Origin of the sequence: Malacoplasma iowae, assembly GCF_900660615.1 — a bacterium.
Taxonomy (GTDB): Bacteria; Bacillota_I; Bacilli_A; order Mycoplasmatales; family Mycoplasmoidaceae; genus Malacoplasma; species Malacoplasma iowae.
Genome location: NZ_LR215023.1, coordinates 874888 through 896634, shown reverse-complemented (window position 1 = coordinate 896634; position 21747 = coordinate 874888). Strand labels below are relative to the sequence as shown.

Sequence of the window (21747 nt, the reverse complement as noted above, 5' to 3'; positions counted from 1 at the left end):
TATGAAAAAATTTATTAAAAAGTGAATTTTGCCAATTTCTGCTTCTTTATTAGGTATTTCAGTAGTTGCTACTGGTATTTACAACAACGTTGGTCATAAAAATACTTTAGCAAGTGTAAATTTAAATAATAGTAGAAAAACTAGAACTGAAATAGAACAAACAAATCCTATTTTGTCTAACAGCAAAACTGATGTAAAACAAGCTACTAAAAATGGTTTTTTAACAAAAGACAATAATACAATTTATTTAAGTTCATTTTTAGGAGATTTAGTTTGAAGTTATGATGTAGCTAACAGTGCATTTTTTACAAACAATAGTTTAACTGGTGCAACAATTTCAGAAATGAATATAACTTATAGCAACAACGATAATATAGTGGGTGTTGTTGGGAAACTTAGTAGCGAGATTAATGGTATATCTTCGTTTTATTTTCAATTGAATTTAGAAGATGGAACACCTTATTTTCCAAATAGAAATTCAAATGTTCCAGAAACAGAAAAATACAAAAATTATTTCATAACAAATAAAAATGGTTTAGATATTTCAGCAAATAAAGCTTTTATGGATGAAAATGGAACTGTTTTTATTGTTAATGATAATGCTTCACTTAGTGGGCAAAAAGCAAATGGCGTTAGTGGAAATGTAAGTGTTTTAAACTCAAGAAACTTATCAATTAGTAATGTTGCAATTGATGATACACTTATTTCAAACATAAGTAATAATGTTTTAAAAAGTATTGTTGAAGTTGAAAAAGGTGTTTATGCTTTAACTACAGTTGATAACAACACTAATCCAACAAAAATTCAAATGAACTTAATTAATAATTCATTTTCTTTAATTGGAACACAATCAGGAAATTTTTATAATTCAAACGGTGTTAACATTTCTAATATTGTTTGAAATATAGGAGTATTAAACTCTGGTACTAATGGAGATAAAAATCTTATTCTACCAATTATTGGAACAAATAGTAAATTAGTAAAATTTGAATATAGAAACAAAAATATAACTAATAATTCTGAAGTGCAAGTTGGTGGGAAACAAATTGAATATATAGATTACGATCAATTAAATGGTGATGTTTATTTTACAAGTAATGATGGTTTGAATAAGTGTTCATTAAAATCAAATATTACTACACCAATGATAATTTCTAATAATGAAAGCGCTAAAAACTCAAAATTAGCTATCTTTTATACAACTGACAACACAAGTTCAAACGCCAATCTATTGCTTTCCAAAGACAAAAACCTTAAAGGTTTAAAAGGTATTCAAAACTCTAGTGGTGAAACTAATTTAATTGATGTTATAAAACCAGAAATCAAAGATTTTAAAGAACAAGCAACTAACCTTAAATATAATGAAAAATTAGCTGGTGATTTAAATAATGAAGATGTGAAAAAATTACTATCTATTACAAATATAGATGCTAAAAATTATAATGCTGAATTAGTTCAATTAAATGGTGAACCTTATGCAGATGCAACACAATCTATCCATTTCAATGTTGACAACATTAATGGATTTATAGAATTTAGATTTAAGTTGAGTATTAAAAATTGATGATCTGATAATTCTTTTTATACAAGACTTTTACCAGCTTATAAATTAGATGGTTTTAGAAAATATAATGATATGATTTTCCAACTTATAACAATACCATCTATTGATAAATCTAAATATGATAAACAACAAGAATTGTTATCAACTCAATATGCGACAGATTTTACAGCTAAACAAATTCTTGATAATTTTATTCATCAAGGAAATGGTGTTGGAATAACTGAATCAGATATTAATATTTACAAAATAAATGAAAATGGAACTGAAGAGGGTAAAAAAGATACTTCTAAACAAATTAATGTGAAAGAAGACATTAATAAAGGACTTATAACTATTGAGTATACAATTAAGAAAAATGAAGGTAGTACTTCTATAGGTAATTCAAACATTAGAGGTAGTGCTGATTTTAAGACAAGTAAAAAACTTGATGATTATAAACAAATTAGTGCTGATGTTTGAAAATTACAATCTTTAAAAACTCAAAAATCAATTTTAGATTTAACAACAGCTGATTTAATTGATTCGCTTTCTTTGTCTAGTGGTTATTTACAAAAAGTAAGTCAATGAACATGAACACCATCACACCAAAATGGATCTGCTGAATGAATCCAAGATGTTGTTAATGGTAATTTAAATGGTACTTTAACTTATAAAAAAGATGCTAATGTTCCAGATAAAGTTTTAGATTCACATCTTTCTGTTAGCTTTAGTAGTACTGATTATGGTAGACCTAATATAGAAAATGGTTCAGGTTTCTTATCGTTGGCTGACAAATTTGGAATGTTTAGTGAAACTGAAACAACTACTAATCCATTCTTTGAAGTTGATGAAAAATTAGCTAATTCTTGATCAGTGTCTAAAAGTGTTGATGAAATTAAAAATGAATTTGGAAATGAAATGTCTAAATTTATAAAAACAAAAAATCCATGAGTTGATACATCAAAACTTGAATGAAAAATTGATGAAGCTAAATCTACACCAAATAAAGTTCATATGGTTGTGAAATTATCACCTAATACACAAACTAACATTTTATTAAGTGATGGATCTCATTTAACACTTACTAATGAATGAGTTAATGCTTTAAAAAACAATTCAAAATCTGCTAAATTGTTTGAACCTATTGAGTTTGAATTAGGTGCATCATTAGCTGTTTTCGAATGAAAAAATGATATTGGTAGTAACCAAACATTTACTAATGCTTCAACTACACAAGCAGATCTTGGTGTAAATAAACTTAGTGGTATATTACCTTCAAATTATGTAAATAGTTATTCTAAACAAGATGGTATAGGTTATCTTGAATTCCAAGAAAAAACTAATTTACTTAAATTAACTAATGGTTCATATATTGAAACACCAACAAAAAATATTAAAAATTCAACTATATCAACTAATGAAAATACTACTAAACAAGAAAATAATATTTCTCAATTTGTAGTTAAAAACATTGATTTAGTACCAGACGATGAAACAGGAACTGTTACAGCTAACTATACTTTATATTATCCTCAACTTAATACTTATAGAGTTGCTAGTTTAAATTTAAGAGGATTTATAAGTGTTAACGATATAATAGCTTTCTGAATGGTTATAATAGTAGTTGCTGCAATTGTTTTATTTGCAATTTGATTAGCACTTCATATTATTAAAAAAGAAAAGAAAAAAAATACAGTATTTTCAACAAAGCAGTTCTACAAAAACTTTAAAAAAGTTAAAGAAGTAAAATAATAATATTTATTTAAAGTAAACAAGTACTTATGTATTATAATAAATAAGTATTTGTTTATATGGCGACTATGGTGAAGTCGGCTAACACACCTGACTGTGACTCAGGCATTCGCGGGTTCAAGTCCCGTTGGTCGCCCCATTTATAAAAACATGATGAAATTAGTTTTTACTAATTTCATTTTTAATTTATTGTTAAATATCTTTTCAGTTATTATATTTTGTTTTAATATTAAGATATTTACATCAATAATTAAGAGAGTGGTTTATTATGATAAGTGTTAGAAAAAAAATAATGGTTCATGCTTATAAAAGAAATGGTTGATTATATAGAGTATGAGAATTCCCTAAAGTTGTTGCTATGACTGATGAATACATATGTGTATCTTTATATAATTCTAGAGTCATAACAAATGAAAAAAATTCATCTAGAAACTTTCACTCTAAAAATCTTAAACCTTCATTTTGGTTCTTTTTTTATGATAAGTGATATAACATAATAGCAACATTAACACCAAATGATACATTAAATTATTATGTTAATTTTGCTTCTCCTTTCATTCATGAAGAAGAAGCTATTAAGTACTATGATTTTGATGTTGATATTAAAATGAAAAACAATGTATTGGATGAATACAAAATCTTAGATCTTGATGAGTATGATGAAAATAAAGTTGCATACCGTTATGAAAAACAAATATTAAGTCAAATTGAAAAAAGATTAAAACTTTTTCAGGATGAGAGCTTCAGAAAAAGTATTTTTGAAAAAATAAATATTGATTTAATAAATGAATATATAAAAATTGAACAACAGGAATAATATATGTCAGATATTGAAAAATACTATGATGAAATAATTGCTAAAGCAGAAAAATTATTAGAAGAAAAAAAATATGATGATGCTATTTTTTTAATTGAAGATGAACTTGAAGCACCATATATTCCATTAGATAAACAAACAATCCTTGAAGACTTATTGCTGCAAACAAAAGCAGATAAAAGTTATTTTAGTGGTTTATACGATGTTGAAAATTTAGATAGAAAACAACTATTGAATAAAGTTTTTGAAAACAAAAAAATAAATCCCTCAGCTTTATGATTATTTTTTGAAAGATATAATAGTGATTTAAAAGACAATGAAATTGATTTTTTTGAAGATATATTAATTTCAAAAACTGTTTCTAATGAAGACAAAAATTCTATTTTTGAAATGTTTATTTGTTTTGGTATAGATAAAAATTTTAGATATCATAATCAAAACATTGGAGAAACATTTAATATAAATCCAATTGAAACAAGTTTGTTTGAACAAATTGAATTATATGCAAACACAAAAAAGATTATTGATGATTTAGCATCAAAAGAACCATCACTTTTAAATTTTTGTTACAACATATTAACATTAATATATAAATATTATTTTCCAAGTATTCCTAATTATGATTATAAAGAGTTAGCCAAATCTATATTTGGATATATGTATAACACTTTAAGGGGCGAAAAAATAAAAGATGATGAGATTACAACACTAATTAATAAAATCCTTCAATAAGGGTTTTATTTTTTTATTATTTGCACATTACAATATTAATCTTGTTTAGCACTTTCGATATTAGTGTGATAATATATAATTTATAATATATATAGTTATACATAAATAAATGGGGTATTCAGTATGTCTAAAAGGGATTATTATGAAGTATTGGGAATAAGTAAAAACGCAAGTGAATCTGATATTAAAAGAGCTTTTAGAAAAAAAGCTATGGAATATCACCCAGATAGAAATAAGGCCGCTGACGCTGAAGAAAAATTTAAAGAAGTTAACGAAGCCTATGAAGTTTTGAGTGACCCAAACAAAAAAGCAACATATGATCGATTTGGCCATGATGGATTAAATTCTCAAGGTTTCCATTCACAAGGTTTTGATCCATTTGATATATTTAACCAATTCTTTGGTGGTGGTATGGGCGATGAAGATGGATATACTAACGGGTTTGAGGATATATTCAATGCCTTTAGCGGATTTGGTGGCTTTGGTGGATTTGGAAGAAAACAATCCCAAGAAAGCGTTAGCGCTAATTTATTATTAAATGTAAGCATTACCTTTGTAGAGTCAGTTCTTGGTACTAGTAAAAAAATTGATTACCAAATAAATGTTGATTGTAAAACTTGTCATGGTACTGGAAATACAAATGAACCAGATTCTGTAAAAACATGTGAAACTTGTAAGGGACAAGGGTTTGTATTCACAAGGAAAAGAACTATGCTTGGTATAGTTCAATCACAATCAGTTTGTCCAGATTGTCATGGTGAAGGTAAAATTGTAATTAAAAAATGTCATGATTGTAAAGGCCAAAAATATAAAAAAGAAAAAGTAACTTTAAATGTTGAAATTCCAAGTGGAGTAAATTCAGGTGAAACACTTGTTGTAAGTGGACAAGGGAATTTAATAAATGGTAAAAAAGGTGATCTATTTATTAATATAGAAGTAACTCCATCAAAAATATTTGAAAGAAAAAATAATAATATTTATGTAATAGCAAAAGTTGACCCAGTTCAAGCTATAGTTGGTGGAGAAATTGATGTTCCAACACCTCATGGAATTAAAACCATCAAAATAAAAGCTGGTACTAAAAATAATGATATTATTACAATTTCAGGTCATGGTTTTAAATCAAATAAGAGATTTGGAAGTAATGGTGATTTATTTGCGGTTATAGAATTAACAAGTCCTAAAAAATATAGCCAATCAGAATTAAAAGAATTATCTAAGTTTGCTGAAAGAACAAATGATGAAATAAAAAAATATTTAAATGAGGCTAAAAAGGAGATTAAGTAATTATGGAAAATAAACAAAAAGATTTTGGTAAAGACAAAAATTTTACAAAAAAAACAGAACAATCGACAAATACTGAAACAAATCAACAAAACAATCCAAATCATGAAATTAAAAAAGATTTAAGCATTAAAAAAGATTTAAGTATAAAAGATATTAAAAATGATAAAGTAAATGAACTACAAATAGAAATAACAAATCTAAAGAAAGAACTTGAAACAAAAAAGCAATCAATTAAAAACTTGGAAAACCAAATTCAAGATCTTAATAAAACTCTTGTAATTAAAGTAAACGACAAAGCTAAAGAAGCACAATTAAGACTTGATGAAAAAATTAAAGAATATCAAATAAAATTTGAAAAAGAAGTTTTTGAAATTAAAAAGTATGCTTTAAAAGACAAAATTGTTGATTTAATAGACATCATTAACAATTTTGAATTAGCAGTTAACAACTCACCTAATAATCCTGAAATTCAAAACTATTTAAAAGGTTTTGCAATGTTTAGTAGTATGTTTAAAAATTATCTTTCAGATAATGGAGTTAAAGAAATTCAAATTAATGTAAATGATGAATTTGACCCAAACACTATGGACCCTTTTGAAACTGTTGAAGTTAAAGGAACAAAACCTAATCTTGTAACTAAAGTTATTAAAAAAGGTTATAAACTTCATGATAGAGTTGTGAAGCATGCTGTAGTACAAGTTTCAAAATAATAAAGAATAATAAAGATTAATATAACAACTAATCATGGTTGTTATATGCTCGATTGACATGTGAAGTGCAACACTCAAAAAAGAGTGTGCACTTCATTTGTTTTGTTTGTAAGTGTTCACTAATAAAAAGATAATGAATATTAGGAGTGCTTATGAAAACTTATAAACATTTAACAAAAGAAGAAAGATGCTTAATTTATTTTCTTTGAAATAAAGAAAAATATTCTATGAATAAGATTGCAAAAATCTTAAATAAAAACAAATCAACAATATCAAGAGAATTAAAAAGAAACACATCTTCAACAGGGATTTATTATTCATCAACTGCTCACAAAAAATACATTAGAAGAAAATCAAATTGTCATATGTTTTTTATGTTGAAGTACAAAAACTTCACAGATCTTTTTATTCAAAAATTTAATCCTAAATCTCATGGTGTAGAAGCTACAATTTTTTGAATAAAAGAAAACTATCCGTTAGTTAAAGTTCCAAGTGCTAGGCAAGTATTTAGATGAATCAATAGCAAGATTTGAAAGATACAAAGAAGAGATTGTTTAAGAAGAAAATATGTTAAAGGAAAAAGAAGAAAAATAGGTATATTTTCTAAAATTGATGGAAAATACTGCATTCCTTATAGTCTAAGACCAGAAAAGATAAACAATAGAAAAGAATTTGGACATTGAGAAGCTGATCTAATAGTTAGTAAAAGGCAAAGTGGTTATTACCACTTATTGACATTAGTGGAAAGAAAAACAAGGTTGGCAATTATTAGAAAAATAAAAGGGAAGAACGCTAGATCAATGATGGCTAAAATGTATACCATTATTCGAGATGAAAAACTCCCAATAAAAAGCATCACTGTTGATAATGGGTTAGAGTTTCAAATGATGGGAATAACTGCAAAACAATTCAACTTTAAAGTTTATTATTGCCAACCTTATTCTTCATTCCAAAGAGGGTCCAACGAGAACATAAATGGGATAGTTAGAAGATGATATAAAAAAGGAACTGACTTCAGTTTAGTAAGTGAAGATAAAATAAAAACTCTTGAATGAAAAGTAAACAACATCCCAAGAAAAATGTTTGGTTATAAAACAGCTTACCAAATGTATCAAGAAAATATTTAAAACAAAAAAACTCTCAACTTATATTTCAAAGTCGAGAGTTTAATGTAACATTGAAGTGTTGCACTTCACATGTCAGTTAGGGATATAACAACTAATCATGGTTGTTATATTTTTTATTTACAAACATATTTTTATAATAATCAATAAAAACACTACTCAGTAGCTTTTATAATAGTAAAGCATTAGTCCGTGATAAAATTTTATTATAGCATGTAATATTTATTTTTATTAATTTTTATACTATAATTAGAATAGTTGTTTGAAAGAAAGGTAATCAATAGGATTTTTTATGGCAGACAAAGAACTAAAAGAAAAAGATCTTACAAATGAACAAAACACAGAAAATAAATCTTTAGATTACGAATATGATAGTGAGGATTTTAAAAGAAACCTTGCTTTGTATATAAGAATTATTGATAAGAGTGATGAAGTTGTAGGAGTTATTTACAAATTCATGAACAAAACTCTTGATGCTCCAACAAAAGCTGAAATTGATTTATATCGTAAATCAATTATTATGGCATTAAGAAAAGGTAATCACAAAAAGTATGGTTACTTATATAAAATAATTGCTAAAAATGTTTATGACTATAAAGAATTTGTAAGAGACGAAAATCAAAAAGCTCAAAACCAAGTAATTATAAATCCAAATATATTTGCAATTTCTTGAAACGACCTACAAGCAAATATTAAAGATAAACTAAGAAACACTGACTCTGATATGATATCACCAGCAAGTCTTGAAAAAGCATATAAAGATGAATTAGACAAAGTTAAAAAATTATATGCAAAACTTAGAGACATGAGAGATAATGGGATTCCTGTTGCTGATGATGCGATTGATATGACAAGATCAACCATGTTAAAGTTAACAGACTTAGTAAATATTTTCATGTTAGAGAATTTTGATGAGCTACAGCCAATGATGCAAGAAATTCAAATCTTTGAAAAAAATCATGTATTTGCAACTGACAAAGAAAACTCAATCTTTATTGATGCCAATTTTAAAAACATTACTAATTTGGCTCAACCAAGAAAAGACACTGATGCTGCTACAAAAAAATATGTAGATGACCAATTAGAAAAAATTTGAACACATTTAGGACAATCTAAAAATTAATTAAATAGGTATATGGAGAATTATTATGGAAAACAATAAAAATTTAAGTATGAATTCAGAATTATACGAAAAAGTTAAACAAGAAGCAGAATGAATTAGAAACGCAGCAAAAAATGTTGTTAATAAAATTGCAGCAGATTTAGTTGAAAGAGAAGAAATTCTAAAACTTTCATTTTTATGTGCACTAGCTGGTGAGTCTATTTTTATGTTAGGTCCTCCAGGTATTGCTAAATCATTAGTGTCAAGAAAAGTTGAAAGTATTTTTAAAAAAGCAAGTTCATTTGAAGTATTGATGAATAGATATTCAACTCCTGATGAAATTTTTGGTCCAATTGATATTACAGAACTTAAACAAGGTAAATATGTTAGAAAAATCGATGGATACTTACCAGACTGTAATATTGGGTTCTTAGATGAAATTTGAAAAGCAAGTTCATCTATTCAAAACGCACTATTGATGATTATTAACGAAAAAATTTTCATCAATGATGGTAAACCTACAAGAGTTCCATTAGCATTATTAATTGCAGCTTCAAACGAGTTACCTGAAAGAAATAAAGGTCTTGAAGCCTTATGAGACCGTTTCATTATTAGAGTTGATATGAAACCAATTCAAAATGAAGAAAAATTTATTGAACTATTCACTAACACAGCTAACTTACTTGATAAACAAAACATTACAGATGATGAAAAATTTGATCTAAGTCTTGTTCAAAAAATTGCTAAGAATGCTGAATATGTTGAAATACCAAAAAACATTAGAGCTTTCATTTCTTTACTAAGAAAGAAAATTGTTGAGTTCAATAAAAAAGAATTAGAAAGAAATCCAGAAGCTAATGACTTTGACTTAATTTATGTTTCTGACCGTAAATGAAAAAAAATTGGTAATCTTTTAAGAGTTGCTGCATTTATTAACGGTAGATTATATGTTGATATCACTGATTGTTTTATTTTAGAAAATGTTATTTGAAATAACCCAACTCAAATTCCAGAAATTAAGAAAATGATCAATGATTGTGCTTCAAGTATTGAATATGGTATTGATGGAAGATATTCTTATGCTGTAGAATCTTTCAACAAAATTAGAGAAACAATAATTGATAATATTGCTATTCATGAAGTTAAAACAGATGTAATCATTAAATCATATAGAAACAAAGATGATGTTTACTATTATTTTATGGATGCAGATAAAAACAAATTCTTCTTTAAAAAAGAAGATATTGATAACATTCCTAAAAACGAAAACTTTGAAGTTATGGATTGAATGTTAAATTATTGTACAGCTGATGAATTTAAAACTAGTGTAGCCCCATCAAGAAAAGCATTATTAAAATATGATGGTACAAACTTCTATTTATATAAAGATAATGATGAAAATGGTGAAAAAATAAAAATTTACACTAACTTTGAAGAAAAAGAAGTTGATCATTACAGATTGATTAGACCTACAGTTGAATTCATTAAAGATATCAAAAATACTGCAACAGCTTTAATTAATAGAATTAATAGTGATGTTAAAACATTAAAAACATTAAGAAACAAAAAATTTGCTGATATGAAAGCATCTAACCTATTTGTTGAAAACAAAAGTTTAGGATTCTTACAAGAAGCTATCAACAACTCTATCTTAGTGTTAGAAGATATTGTTGATAAAATAAAAGATATGTTTGTATATGTTAAATTGATCAACTACGGATTTACTACAAAAGATAAACAAAAAATCTTACCAGCACTTGATTTACAATAGCTTTTAAAAATTTAAAGTTAATAACCCATGGAATTAAATTTAAAAGATATGATAGTAGACTTATTAACTAATAGTGAAACAACAGTTAATAAGTTATATGAATTTGTAAATGGTAGCGGTAGTAAACCAAATCGTAAAGAGTTTGAAACATTCAGAAAAGATCTAATTAATTCAGTAAAAAAGAAAAAAGAAAATGCATTAGAACTTTTTCCAATAATTAAATATTTTGAATCTAAAAGATTAACAGAAGAAGACTTACAAAATGATGAAACTTTATTTACAGTTCCATCAGAAGAAAGAATTGCAATTGCATCTCCAATTGAAATATTACAAGATGTTCCAGAAAAGCAAGATTATGACATGCATTTTATGTGGGACAACATTGATATTGAAGAAAGAGAATCTTTAGTTTATAAAGCATTTAATAATTACTTTGAAATTATTAAAGATGATGAAAACATAAGAAAAGCAATTCAATCTTGAGGTACTTTTGTTGAAAGAAATTTATTTATAACACAAACAGAACGTGATTTATTTTTAGAAGATATTCCACAAGAAGTTTTCTCATTACATCAAAGTGATAACCTAAGTGGATTATTACCAACAGAAATTGCACAACTTGATGATCCAGATTTGGAATTAGTTTTCTATAAAAACTTTGTAGAAAAGAAACTACTTTCATATCAACTATGAGGGATTGAAAGAGAAATTATTGAAGAAATTGATATCTTTGAAAAAGATATCAAAGATAGAGGTCCACTTGTTTTATGTGTTGATACAAGTGGTTCTATGAGAGGATTAAAAGAAATTTTCTCTAAAGCTATTGCTATGGTAATAGTTAATATTTTAGAAGAATTAAAGGTTAATGTTATTTTATTAACATTTTCAACAAAAGCTAGATCAGTTGATCTTTCAGATTCAAAAAATAAACTTAAATCAACAAGAGATGTATTTAAAAAATCTTTTTATGGTGGTAGTGACATCTCAGTTGCAATTGATGAAATATATAAAGTATTGGGAAACAAAAAACACAGAAAGGCAAATATATTAATTATTTCAGATTTCTTGTTTAAAAACCCAAATAGAGAAACTCTTGAAAAAATTAAAAAACTTAAAGAAAGAGATCATCATTTCCATTCTTTAAAAATCAATAATCAAGATAATAAATCAACATTGGAAACTATGTTTACAACAAATTGAGCTTATAAATATAATTTCAATGGTTTAAATATTGATGAAGATGAAGAAGAAATAATTAATGATATTGCTGAAGCAAATGTTGCAAGCAAAAATAATCTAGAATCAATTAAAGCATTTGGTTTCATTAAGAAAATTAAGGATTGGGATTTTGTTGCTAAGTCTGATGAAGAACTTAAACAAGAAGAACAAAATGTTGACCAACCAACAGATAATCCAGCTCCATTGGATATTTAATTAGTTTATAAAATCACATTATTTAGGTGTAAATTATATTTATATCTATAATGTGATTTTTTATTATTTTCGTTATTTTATAGCTTATTTAAGAAATTAATAAATCAAAAATTTTATTAATTATTTTTAATTATAATATTGATAATAACTAGTTCTTTTTTGATAAAATAATAAAGTTTAGTATGGGGTACATACTTTAAAATTGATTGAAATGGGGGAAATTATGGAATTATTAAATAGCAATACAAAAATTCTTGTAGTTACAGGGGGTGTATTTTCATCGCTTGGGAAAGGTGTTGCTTGTAGTAGCATTGGAGCGCTTTTAAAACATATAGGTTTCAATGTGTTAAATATGAAGTTTGATCCCTATTTAAATATTGATGCTGGGACTATGTCACCATATCAACATGGAGAAGTTTTTGTAACATGAGATGGAAAAGAAACAGATCTTGATATTGGTAATTATGAAAGATTTTTAAATACTAACCTTCCAAGTGGTTCAAACATAACTTCTGGAAAAATTTATTCTGATGTTTTAATGAGCGAAAGAGATGGTAAATATCTTGGAAAAACTATTCAAGTTATTCCACATATCACTAATGAAATTAATGCATCAATTATAGCGATGGCTAATAACTATAAACCAGATTTTTTAGTAGTTGAAGTTGGTGGTACTGTTGGAGACATTGAATCAATTCCTTTCTTAGAAGCTTGCAGACAGCTTAAAGCAAAATATGATAATCAAGTATTAATTTTACATACAGTACCAATCATTGAAATGCTTACTTCAAAAGAAGAAAAAACTAAACCTTTACAACACTCTGTTAAAGAATTAATGAGTTTAGGAATAACACCAAATCTATTATTAATTAGAAGTAAAAATCAAGTTAGCGAACATAACAAAGAAAAAATTAGTCTAACTTGTGGTATTAATGTTAATAATATCTTTACTCTTCCAAACCAAGATAATATATATTTTTTACCAGAATATTTATTAGAACAAAACCTTCATAATGTTATATTAAATAAACTAGGCATGAATTCTATTAATGTTGGTGATCTTGGTGAGTGAACTAATTTCACTATGAAAATTAAAAGTAAGAAAAATTACAAATGTAAAATAGCTGTTATAGGTAAATATACTGATGTAAGTGATGCTTATTCATCTATTGTAAGTAGTTTAGAAATTGCAGCATACTATGCAAATAGTGAAATTAAAATTGATTTAATTAATTCAGAAAATATAAATAGTGAAAATGTTGAATCTTTAAAAAACTATGATGGAATTTTAATTCCAGGAGGTTTTGGTAATAGGGGTATTGAAGGTAAAGTGTTATCAATTAAATATGCAAGAGAAAACAATATTGCACTATTTGGAATTTGTTTAGGAATGCAACTTGCTTGTATTGAATTTGCAAGAAATGTTTTAAACTTACATGATGCAAATAGTTATGAAATGGATGAAAGTACTGAAAATCCAATATTTTTAATTCTTGAAGGAAAATATAAAGATAAAAATCTTGGTGGTACTTTGAGACTTGGAAATTATGATTGTCATATTGTTGAAAATACAAGAGCATATGAAAGTTATCAAAAAGAAAATGTTATTGAAAGACATAGACATAGATATGAATTCAATAATGATTATAGAAATCTATTTGAAGAACATGGTATGGTCTTTAGTGGAATCAACTTAGAAAATAATTTAGTAGAAATAATTGAATTATCAAACCATAAATTTTTTATCGGAACACAATTTCATCCTGAATTTACAACTAAAACATTATCACCAAATCCGCTATTTTTAAGTTTTATAAATGCTAGCAAGCATTCTAAAACTAATGAATAATAAATATGGAAAACAAAAATAATGTAATTAATTGGTTTCCAGGACATATGCAAAAATCTATGAGATTGTTTTCAGATGAAATCAAGAACATAGATTTTTTTATTGAAGTAATTGATGCTAGAGCAATTAAACAATCTTCAAATTATGAACTAAACCAATTGTTTAATAACAAAATAAAGATAACAGTAGCAGTTAAAAGTGATTTGGTTGATGTTAAAAAATATACTAAGTTGTATCCAGATATAATATTTATTTCTATACATAATAAAAATGATAGAAATAGAATTATTAATGAAATTAAAAATAAATGTTTTCAAAAAATAAATTCATTAATAAAAAAAGGTTATGTTAATTACCAATTATTTGGAATGGTAATTGGATTACCCAATGTTGGTAAATCATCTTTAATTAATTTTATTTTGAATAAAAAACATTTAGTTGTTCAAAATAAACCAGGGGTTACAAGAAAAAAACAGTGAACAAAAGTTACAGACAATATTATGTTATTAGATACTCCTGGAGTGTTTTTCAAAAAGGTAGAAAACTTTGATGTTGGTTGTATTTTAACAATGATTAAAACTGTTAATTTTGATGTTGTAGACCAGTATGAAGTTCTTAAGAATTTTTACTTTTATGTAAATAATAAATATGATAATTTAATCAATAAACATTTTGAAATCCTTGAAAATCCTAATGATTTTGATTTCTTTATTAGCAAACTTTGTGAAAAAAAGAAGTTTTATAATGACAAAAAAAATTATGACATGCACAGATGTTTTTTGTATTTATATAATTTTTTGGATGATAATAAAGATATGGGTATAGATTTTAATTAGGAAAGGAAAGTAAAAAAAATGAAAGAAAAAATACAAAGATTGGTTTCCAAATATTTACCTGATGCTATAAAGCACAGAAGATATATTCATCAAAACCCAGAACTTGGTTTCCAAGAATACAATACAACAAAATATATCAAAGAGGTTTTAGAAGGCTATGGATTTAAAGATCTAAAATATGCTGTTCAAAAATCTCAAACTGGTATTTATTTTGATATTGATTCAAATAAACCAGGAAAAACGGTTATGTTTAGAGCAGACATTGATGCTTTATCATTAACTGAATTAGCAGATGTAGATTATAAATCTAGAAATCCTGGAGTTGCACACATGTGTGGACATGATGGTCATACTGCTAGTTTATTAGGAGTTGCAGCAATTCTTAATGAAATGAAAGATGACTTTAAAGGAAAGGTTAGAATTTTATTCCAACCAGCAGAAGAAGGTCCAGACCCTGGTGGTGCTTATGAAATTATGCAAGAAGGAAAAGTTCTTGAAGGTGTTGATAATGCTTTTGGTTTCCATACATATGGAGCTGGTGATTTTGGAAAAATTTATTTTAAAAAAGGTGATTTTTACTCATCATTTATTGATTTTAAATTAACAATTAAATCAGTTGGTGGTCACTGTTCTGAACCTCACAAATGTGCTGACCCAGTATTTATTGCATCTAAACTTGTAGTTGATTTTCAATCATTAATTTCAAGACTTAAAAATCCAAATAAAGGTGCTGTATTAGCTGTTGGTACTTTGCACTCTGGTTCAAGTGAAAACGTAATTCCAGTATCAGCTGAAATGAGCGGTTCAATTAGAGTGTTTGATATTGAGTTTGGTAGAAAAATTGTTGAGTCTATTAAAGAATTGGTAAGATCAACATGTTCAATATATGGTGCTGAATATGATTGGTATTTCTATGAAGGATATCCTCCTTTAAACAATGACAAAGCATTAACTGAATTTGTTATGGAAGAAACTAAAAAATTAATTGGTTCAAACAATGTTATTGAACTTGAAAATGCAAAATATGGTGTTGAAGATTTTTCATACTATGCACAAAAAGTTCCATCATGTTATTTCCAAGTAGGAATTCATAAAGAAAATGAACCAGAACCATTCCACCATTCAGCAACATTTAAATGAGACGACTCAGTTTTAGCTATAAGTATGGGTGTTTCAGTTAATATGTTAATTAAATATTTAAATTCTAATTAAGTATATTTATCAACTTTATAAGCATGCATAAAGCATGCTTATATTTTTATATTCATAATTTAAAAGCTTTGAGTTAATAATTTATGTCGATAAAATTAAATTAATTTCTTAAATATTTTTAAAGAAAGGTTATAAAATTTATATTGTTTTAATTTTTAAAATAAGTTTATTGAAATAAAACAACTTTATAATATAATACTTTTTAGATTATTTTATATCTAGTTGAACAAGGAGATTAAATGGACAAATTATTAATTATTGAGTCACCAAATAAAATTAAAACTCTAACTAAATATTTAGATAATGAGTATAAAATCATTGCAACTATTGGGCATATTAGGGATTTGTCATCTTTTGGTATGGGTTTTGATAAAGACACTTTTGAACCAAAATGAATTATTCCTAAACCAAAAGGTTTAATAAAAAATGAAACTCCTAAAGAAGAAATTATAAAAGAAATAAAAAAGCTTGCTTCAAAGGCTAAAGAAATATATCTTGCAACCGACCCTGATAGAGAAGGTGAGGCAATTGCATGACATGTTTTTGAGGTTCTTGATGAAAAAGATAAACAAAAATGTAAAAGAATAACATTTAATGAAATTACAAAAAATGCAATAGTTGATTCTTTTAACTATAAAAGAGATATTGATCTAAATTGAGTTCAATCACAATTTGCAAGAAGAATAACAGATAGATTAATTGGTTTTAGATTATCTAAATTAATGCAAATTAAATTAAAAGCAGAATCAGCTGGAAGAGTTCAATCTGTTGCTTTGAAATTTATTGAAGATAGAGAAAAAGAAATTGCAGCATTTGTACCAGATTATTGATGAACAATTGATGTAACTTTAAAAGATAAAAATGAATTGATTTTAAAAGAAGTTAACTCAGATATTAAAAATGTTAATATATATGAAAAATCATTTAGTACAGGAATAAATTTTAAAGATGAAGAAAGTGCTAATTTAATTTTTGAAAACTTATCAAAAGAATATAAAATTACAGAAATTGAAGAGCCATCATATAGTAGTTCATCAGCTAAACCTGTTTATAAAACATCAACTTTACAACAAGATGCTATTAACAAATTAAATTGAAATTCTAAAAAAACTACACTTGTAGCTCAAAGACTTTATGAAGGTGTTGATATTGATGGTAACCAAATGGCATTAATATCATATCCTAGAACAGATAGTACAAGACTTAGTGAAACTTTTGTAAAAACTGCTAGAGATTTTATTGTTAAAGAATATGGAGAAAAATATTTAGGTAAACAAAATATTGAACAACCAAAAGTTAAACAAGGTGGAAATGTTCAAGATGCTCATGAAGGGATAAGACCAATTCATCCATTTATAACTCCAGATTCTTTAAAAGGTAAACTTGAAAAAGATGATTTAGCTTTATATAAATTAATTTGAAGTAGAACAATTGCATCATTAATGGCTAATGCTAAATTTAAAAAAATAACTATTTGATTGGAAAATAATAAAAACAAATTTTATACTTTTTCTAGAGAATGTGAATTTGACGGTTTTAGAAAAGTTTATGTTGATTATGAAGATAAAGATGGTGATAAATTAATTGATTTATCAAATTATAAAGTTGGAACTGTATTGAACGAAGAAACTAAAAAAGTTAGTGACCACCAAACAACTCCGCCACCAAGATATACACAAGCAACACTAATTGCTGATTTAGAAAAAGCAGGAGTTGGAAGACCTTCAACTTATAGTAGTATGGCAAATGTGGCACTAGATAGAGGTTATGCTGAACTTGATAAACGTTCTTTTGTAATGACTAAAGATGGAAAAATTGTTATTGAACAATTAGAAAAATTCTTTCCAGATGTAATTAATAAAGACTTTACAAAAACTATGGAAGAACATTTAGATAAAATAGCAAATGGTGAAGAAGAATGAAAAAAATGACTTCAAGAATTTGCTCCATCATTCAATAATGAAGTTGATAATGCTTATGAATCAATGCAAAAAGTTGAAGATGAAAAAGTTGGTAGAAACTGTCCAGAATGTAACAAACCTTTGGTTATCAAAAAAGCTAGAAAAGGTGGAAGTAAATTTATTGGATGTTCTGGATGACCTGAATGTAAACATGTTGAACCATTGGAAAAACCAGAAGTTATACCTTATAAATGTCCTGAATGTAATTCAGATTTATTGATGAGAAAAGCAAGAAAAGGAAACTCAAAATTCGTTGGTTGTTCTTCATGACCAAAATGTAATTACATCATTGGTGATAAACAATATGAAAAATGAATTAAAGAAAATCCAGATCAACCACTTCCAAACAAAGCAAAACTTGAAGAAATGAAAAAAGGTGGAACTATTGCTAAACTTATAACTAGAAAAAGTTAATTTATTAACTTATAGCTAATAGCTATAAGTTTTTTTATTTTTAAAATATTCAATATTACATAATAAAATTATTGTATGTTGTATTAAATGGAGGCTAAACATAATTATGAGTTTCATTAATAAATCTAAAAAAGAGATTATATACATAGATAATGTTTTTCCAGTTTTTAATTTAGCAAAACAAGCAAGAGAAAAATATGGAAATAAAAAAGTTATAGATGCAACAGTTGGCACATTATATGATGAAAATAAAAAAATTGTTTCATTTAATACTGTTTTTAATTCTTTTAATAATGATGTTTCTAATGCAACAAAAGCATCGTACACACCACAAATTGATGGTGGTGATGAATTTACTGAAATCACTAAAAAGATTTTATTTTTAAATTATGACTTTTTATATGATTCAAAAGTTGTTGCAACAGCTGGTGGAACTGGTGCATTGTTTTTAGGTTTAAACACTTTACTTGATAATGATGATTGTATTATTATGCCTTCACTTAAATGAGAACCTGTGAAATTAATAACTCAAGAAAATAATATTAAAGTTTATGAGTTTGATTTATTTAATAAAAATAATGAGTTTGATGTATCTAACTTAATTAATGCTATTAAAGCAGCAGCTAATAAGCACAAAAAGATTTGTATTTATTTAAATGATCCATTACATAATCCAACATCTTATTCAATGAACTACTATGAATGAAAAAAACTTATTGATTTTTTAAATGAGTTATCAAGAAATAAAAAAATAGTTGTTTTAAATGATGTTGCATATATTGAATATGCAAAAGATGTTTACCAAACAAAACAATATATGAATTTACTAAAAAATTTAAATAAAAATATTGTATGGTTGTTTTGTGTTAGTTATTCTAAAACTTTGAGTTTTTATGGAATGAGACTTGGTGCTGTTGTTATATACAATAAAGATCAAAAACTTGTTGATCAAATTTACAATAGCTTTAAAGTAAGATGTAGAAGCTTATGGGGCAGTGTGAATCATGGCGCTGTTGAAACATTGGTTAAATTATATAATCACAATTTTAATTTATATTTAGAAGAAAAACAAAAATATATAGATCTTTTAGAAAAAAGATTTAAAACTTTTAACTACCATGCTAATAGAGTTGGTTTAGAAGTATACCCAAATGATAACCAAGGATTTTTCTTAACTATTCCAGGATATATAAAAAACAATAAATTATTACACCAAAAACTAATGGATAATAATATTTTTGCTGTTTTATATAAAGAAGGTATAAGAATTGCAATATGTAGTTTAAATATGAATGAATGTGAAAATTTACCAGTTAAAATAAAAACTATCATTGATGAGGTTATAAAAAATGAAAACAAATAAATTTTATAAATATGAAGATATAGTATTAATTAACTATTCAAGAGTATTTCCAAAAAACGAAATTGAAATTTTGAAAAGTGAAGCATTTAAAATAATACTTAATGATTATTACAACTATTTAAAAAAATTTAAACCTGTATTATTTAGTTATCTTGTGCAAAACAAAAAACTTTCAAAAAACACTGTTATTAAAAACTACACTTCTTTCTTATTAAGTTGTCTTATTAATGATTACAAACAAATTAATTCTTACTATACAAAAGATAATTCTTTATGTTTAGAACTATTTGAAAATCTTTATAACTTTTATAGAGAAAAATTAAGAATAGGATTTGTTTATCAACCATCATATTCTGTAAACGGAATGAACTTTATTGACGTTGACAACAATTTCAACAAATTAATGCTTTCTTTTTATAGAAATATTGAAGAAAAAATTCAAGGTAAATCAAATGTTATTTACCGTCAATTAAATGCTGGTACAAATGGTTGTGGTGTAATTTCTTTTGTTAAATGAAATTATGGAGAATATGAATTTTTACAAAAAATTAATTTTATTACATCATTAATGTTAAGAACACCATTGTTTTTAAAAACTAACTCAAATAAAAGGGTTGGAAGTTTTAAAGAAACAAGTGTTAATATTTTTGAATCATTTAAAAATAGTGAAAATATTGATGATTGATTATGTTATCCAATAAAAATAAATAGCAATTTAGGTTTCATTTATTTTCATAGAGATTTTGTATTTAATGCCATAGGTCTTTCAAACTTGTTTGAAATTGCTAAAGTTGAAGAATACACAAATAAAAAACCTGATCTTATTTTGTTTTTTGGAATGCAAGATGTTAGCTTAAATAATTCTTATTATTATGATTCAAATTCAGAAACATATTTTGGTTGTATATCACACCAAAAACAAAATGATTATTTTGGATATATGAAAAAAATGATTTTAACTTTACACAATTTATCAAATATCCAAAAAGGGATTCTGCCAGTTCATGGTTCAATGATTACAATTAAATTAAAAAATAAAAAACCTAAAAACATTGTTTTTATGGGTGATTCTGGTACTGGTAAAAGTGAAACAATAGAAATGCTTAATATTATTGGAAAAAACAAAATAGAGAAAATGGATGTTATTTTCGATGATATGGGAAGTTTTGAAAATAATGGTAATAACATTTTAGCATCAGGTACTGAAATCGGGGCTTTTTTAAGGCTTGATGATTTAGAAAAAGAAACGCAATTTAAAAATATTGATAGAAGTATTTTTTATAATGCAGATAAAAACCTTAATGCAAGGGTTATTATTCCAGTAAATACTTTTGAAAATATTTCAAAAAAATATTCGGTTGACATGTTTTTATATGCAAACAATTATGATGATAAAACAGGAATTCAAAAATTTGAATCAATTCAAGAAGCAAAAAATGTATTTTGTGATGGTAAAAGATTTGCTATTGGTACAACTAATGAAGTTGGTATAACAAAAAGTTTTTTTGCTAATCCTTTTGGTTGTGTTCAAAAACAAAGTGAAACTGAAACTATAATTGATAACATCTTTGAAATAATGTTTGCAAAAAAAGTTTACGTTGGACAAATTTTTACAAAGCTTGGTATTAAAAATGACAATAACAAAGGTTTAAAAGAATCAGCAAACCTATTACTTAAATTAATTGAAAAACTATAGATCATTTTTTTAAAAATTAGTTGATATTTTTTCTATAGTTTTTATATTAATGATATTTTTATATCTAAATTTATTTAGTGGTTATTAGTTGTTTTGAAAAATATAAACTTATTAAAAATTTATCAAGTATCATTTAATAGTTAC

General features: G+C 25.5%; 15 protein-coding genes and 1 tRNA gene. All 16 read left to right on the top strand.

Annotated elements, in window-relative coordinates:
* Position 1 precedes the first annotated feature (1 nt).
* The 16 genes from EXC57_RS03530 to EXC57_RS03455 all read left to right on the top strand — a co-directional run bounded on the left by EXC57_RS03530 (position 2) and on the right by EXC57_RS03455 (position 21603).
* The gene (locus EXC57_RS03530) at positions 2 to 3295 is read left to right on the top strand and encodes a hypothetical protein (protein WP_129692647.1); all 3294 of its coding nucleotides are present in this window, start codon (positions 2 to 4) and stop codon (positions 3293 to 3295) included.
* A gap of 62 nt (positions 3296 to 3357) precedes the next feature.
* Positions 3358 to 3434 (top strand) — tRNA-His (locus EXC57_RS03525).
* 129 nt (positions 3435 to 3563) lie between these two features.
* Positions 3564 to 4112: a DUF402 domain-containing protein gene (locus EXC57_RS03520; protein ID WP_129692646.1), complete on the top strand. Its 549-nt coding sequence runs from the start codon at positions 3564 to 3566 to the stop codon at positions 4110 to 4112.
* Positions 4113 to 4115: 3 nt separating this feature from the next.
* Positions 4116 to 4844, top strand: coding sequence for a DUF3196 family protein (locus EXC57_RS03515; RefSeq protein ID WP_004024951.1), 729 nt, complete (start codon positions 4116 to 4118; stop codon positions 4842 to 4844).
* Positions 4845 to 4967: 123 nt separating this feature from the next.
* Entirely contained in the window at positions 4968 to 6131 is a 1164-nt protein-coding gene (gene dnaJ / locus EXC57_RS03510; protein WP_004024950.1) for a molecular chaperone DnaJ, read from the top strand.
* 2 nt (positions 6132 to 6133) lie between these two features.
* On the top strand, positions 6134 to 6841 hold the full coding sequence (locus tag EXC57_RS03505) for a nucleotide exchange factor GrpE (RefSeq protein ID WP_004024949.1): 708 nt from the start codon (positions 6134 to 6136) through the stop codon (positions 6839 to 6841).
* A 152-nt stretch (positions 6842 to 6993) separates the two neighbouring features.
* Positions 6994 to 7968, top strand: coding sequence for an IS30 family transposase (locus tag EXC57_RS03500; protein WP_129692495.1), 975 nt, complete (start codon positions 6994 to 6996; stop codon positions 7966 to 7968).
* Positions 7969 to 8257: 289 nt separating this feature from the next.
* A complete protein-coding gene (locus EXC57_RS03495) occupies positions 8258 to 9088 on the top strand; it encodes a hypothetical protein (RefSeq protein WP_004024948.1) in 831 nt (276 codons plus the stop codon).
* A gap of 25 nt (positions 9089 to 9113) precedes the next feature.
* On the top strand, positions 9114 to 10838 hold the full coding sequence (locus EXC57_RS03490; RefSeq protein ID WP_004024947.1) for an AAA family ATPase: 1725 nt from the start codon (positions 9114 to 9116) through the stop codon (positions 10836 to 10838).
* A 27-nt stretch (positions 10839 to 10865) separates the two neighbouring features.
* Positions 10866 to 12272 (top strand): VWA domain-containing protein, encoded by a 1407-nt coding sequence (locus EXC57_RS03485; RefSeq protein WP_004024946.1) that lies wholly within the window; start codon positions 10866 to 10868, stop codon positions 12270 to 12272.
* 223 nt (positions 12273 to 12495) lie between these two features.
* Positions 12496 to 14121: a CTP synthase gene (locus tag EXC57_RS03480; RefSeq protein ID WP_004024945.1), complete on the top strand. Its 1626-nt coding sequence runs from the start codon at positions 12496 to 12498 to the stop codon at positions 14119 to 14121.
* Between the two features lie 5 nt (positions 14122 to 14126).
* On the top strand, positions 14127 to 14957 hold the full coding sequence (gene ylqF / locus EXC57_RS03475) for a ribosome biogenesis GTPase YlqF (RefSeq protein WP_004024944.1): 831 nt from the start codon (positions 14127 to 14129) through the stop codon (positions 14955 to 14957).
* A gap of 18 nt (positions 14958 to 14975) precedes the next feature.
* Entirely contained in the window at positions 14976 to 16169 is a 1194-nt protein-coding gene (locus EXC57_RS03470) for a M20 metallopeptidase family protein (RefSeq protein WP_004024943.1), read from the top strand.
* A gap of 239 nt (positions 16170 to 16408) precedes the next feature.
* A complete protein-coding gene (gene topA, locus EXC57_RS03465; protein ID WP_129692644.1) occupies positions 16409 to 18544 on the top strand; it encodes a type I DNA topoisomerase in 2136 nt (711 codons plus the stop codon).
* 106 nt (positions 18545 to 18650) lie between these two features.
* Positions 18651 to 19907, top strand: a complete 1257-nt coding sequence (locus EXC57_RS03460) for a pyridoxal phosphate-dependent aminotransferase (RefSeq protein ID WP_004024941.1) — start codon at positions 18651 to 18653, stop codon at positions 19905 to 19907.
* The gene (locus tag EXC57_RS03455) at positions 19894 to 21603 is read left to right on the top strand and encodes a phosphoenolpyruvate carboxykinase (ATP) (RefSeq protein ID WP_004024940.1); all 1710 of its coding nucleotides are present in this window, start codon (positions 19894 to 19896) and stop codon (positions 21601 to 21603) included. The genes EXC57_RS03460 and EXC57_RS03455 overlap by 14 nt, the downstream gene beginning before the upstream one ends.
* Positions 21604 to 21747: the final 144 nt, after the last annotated feature.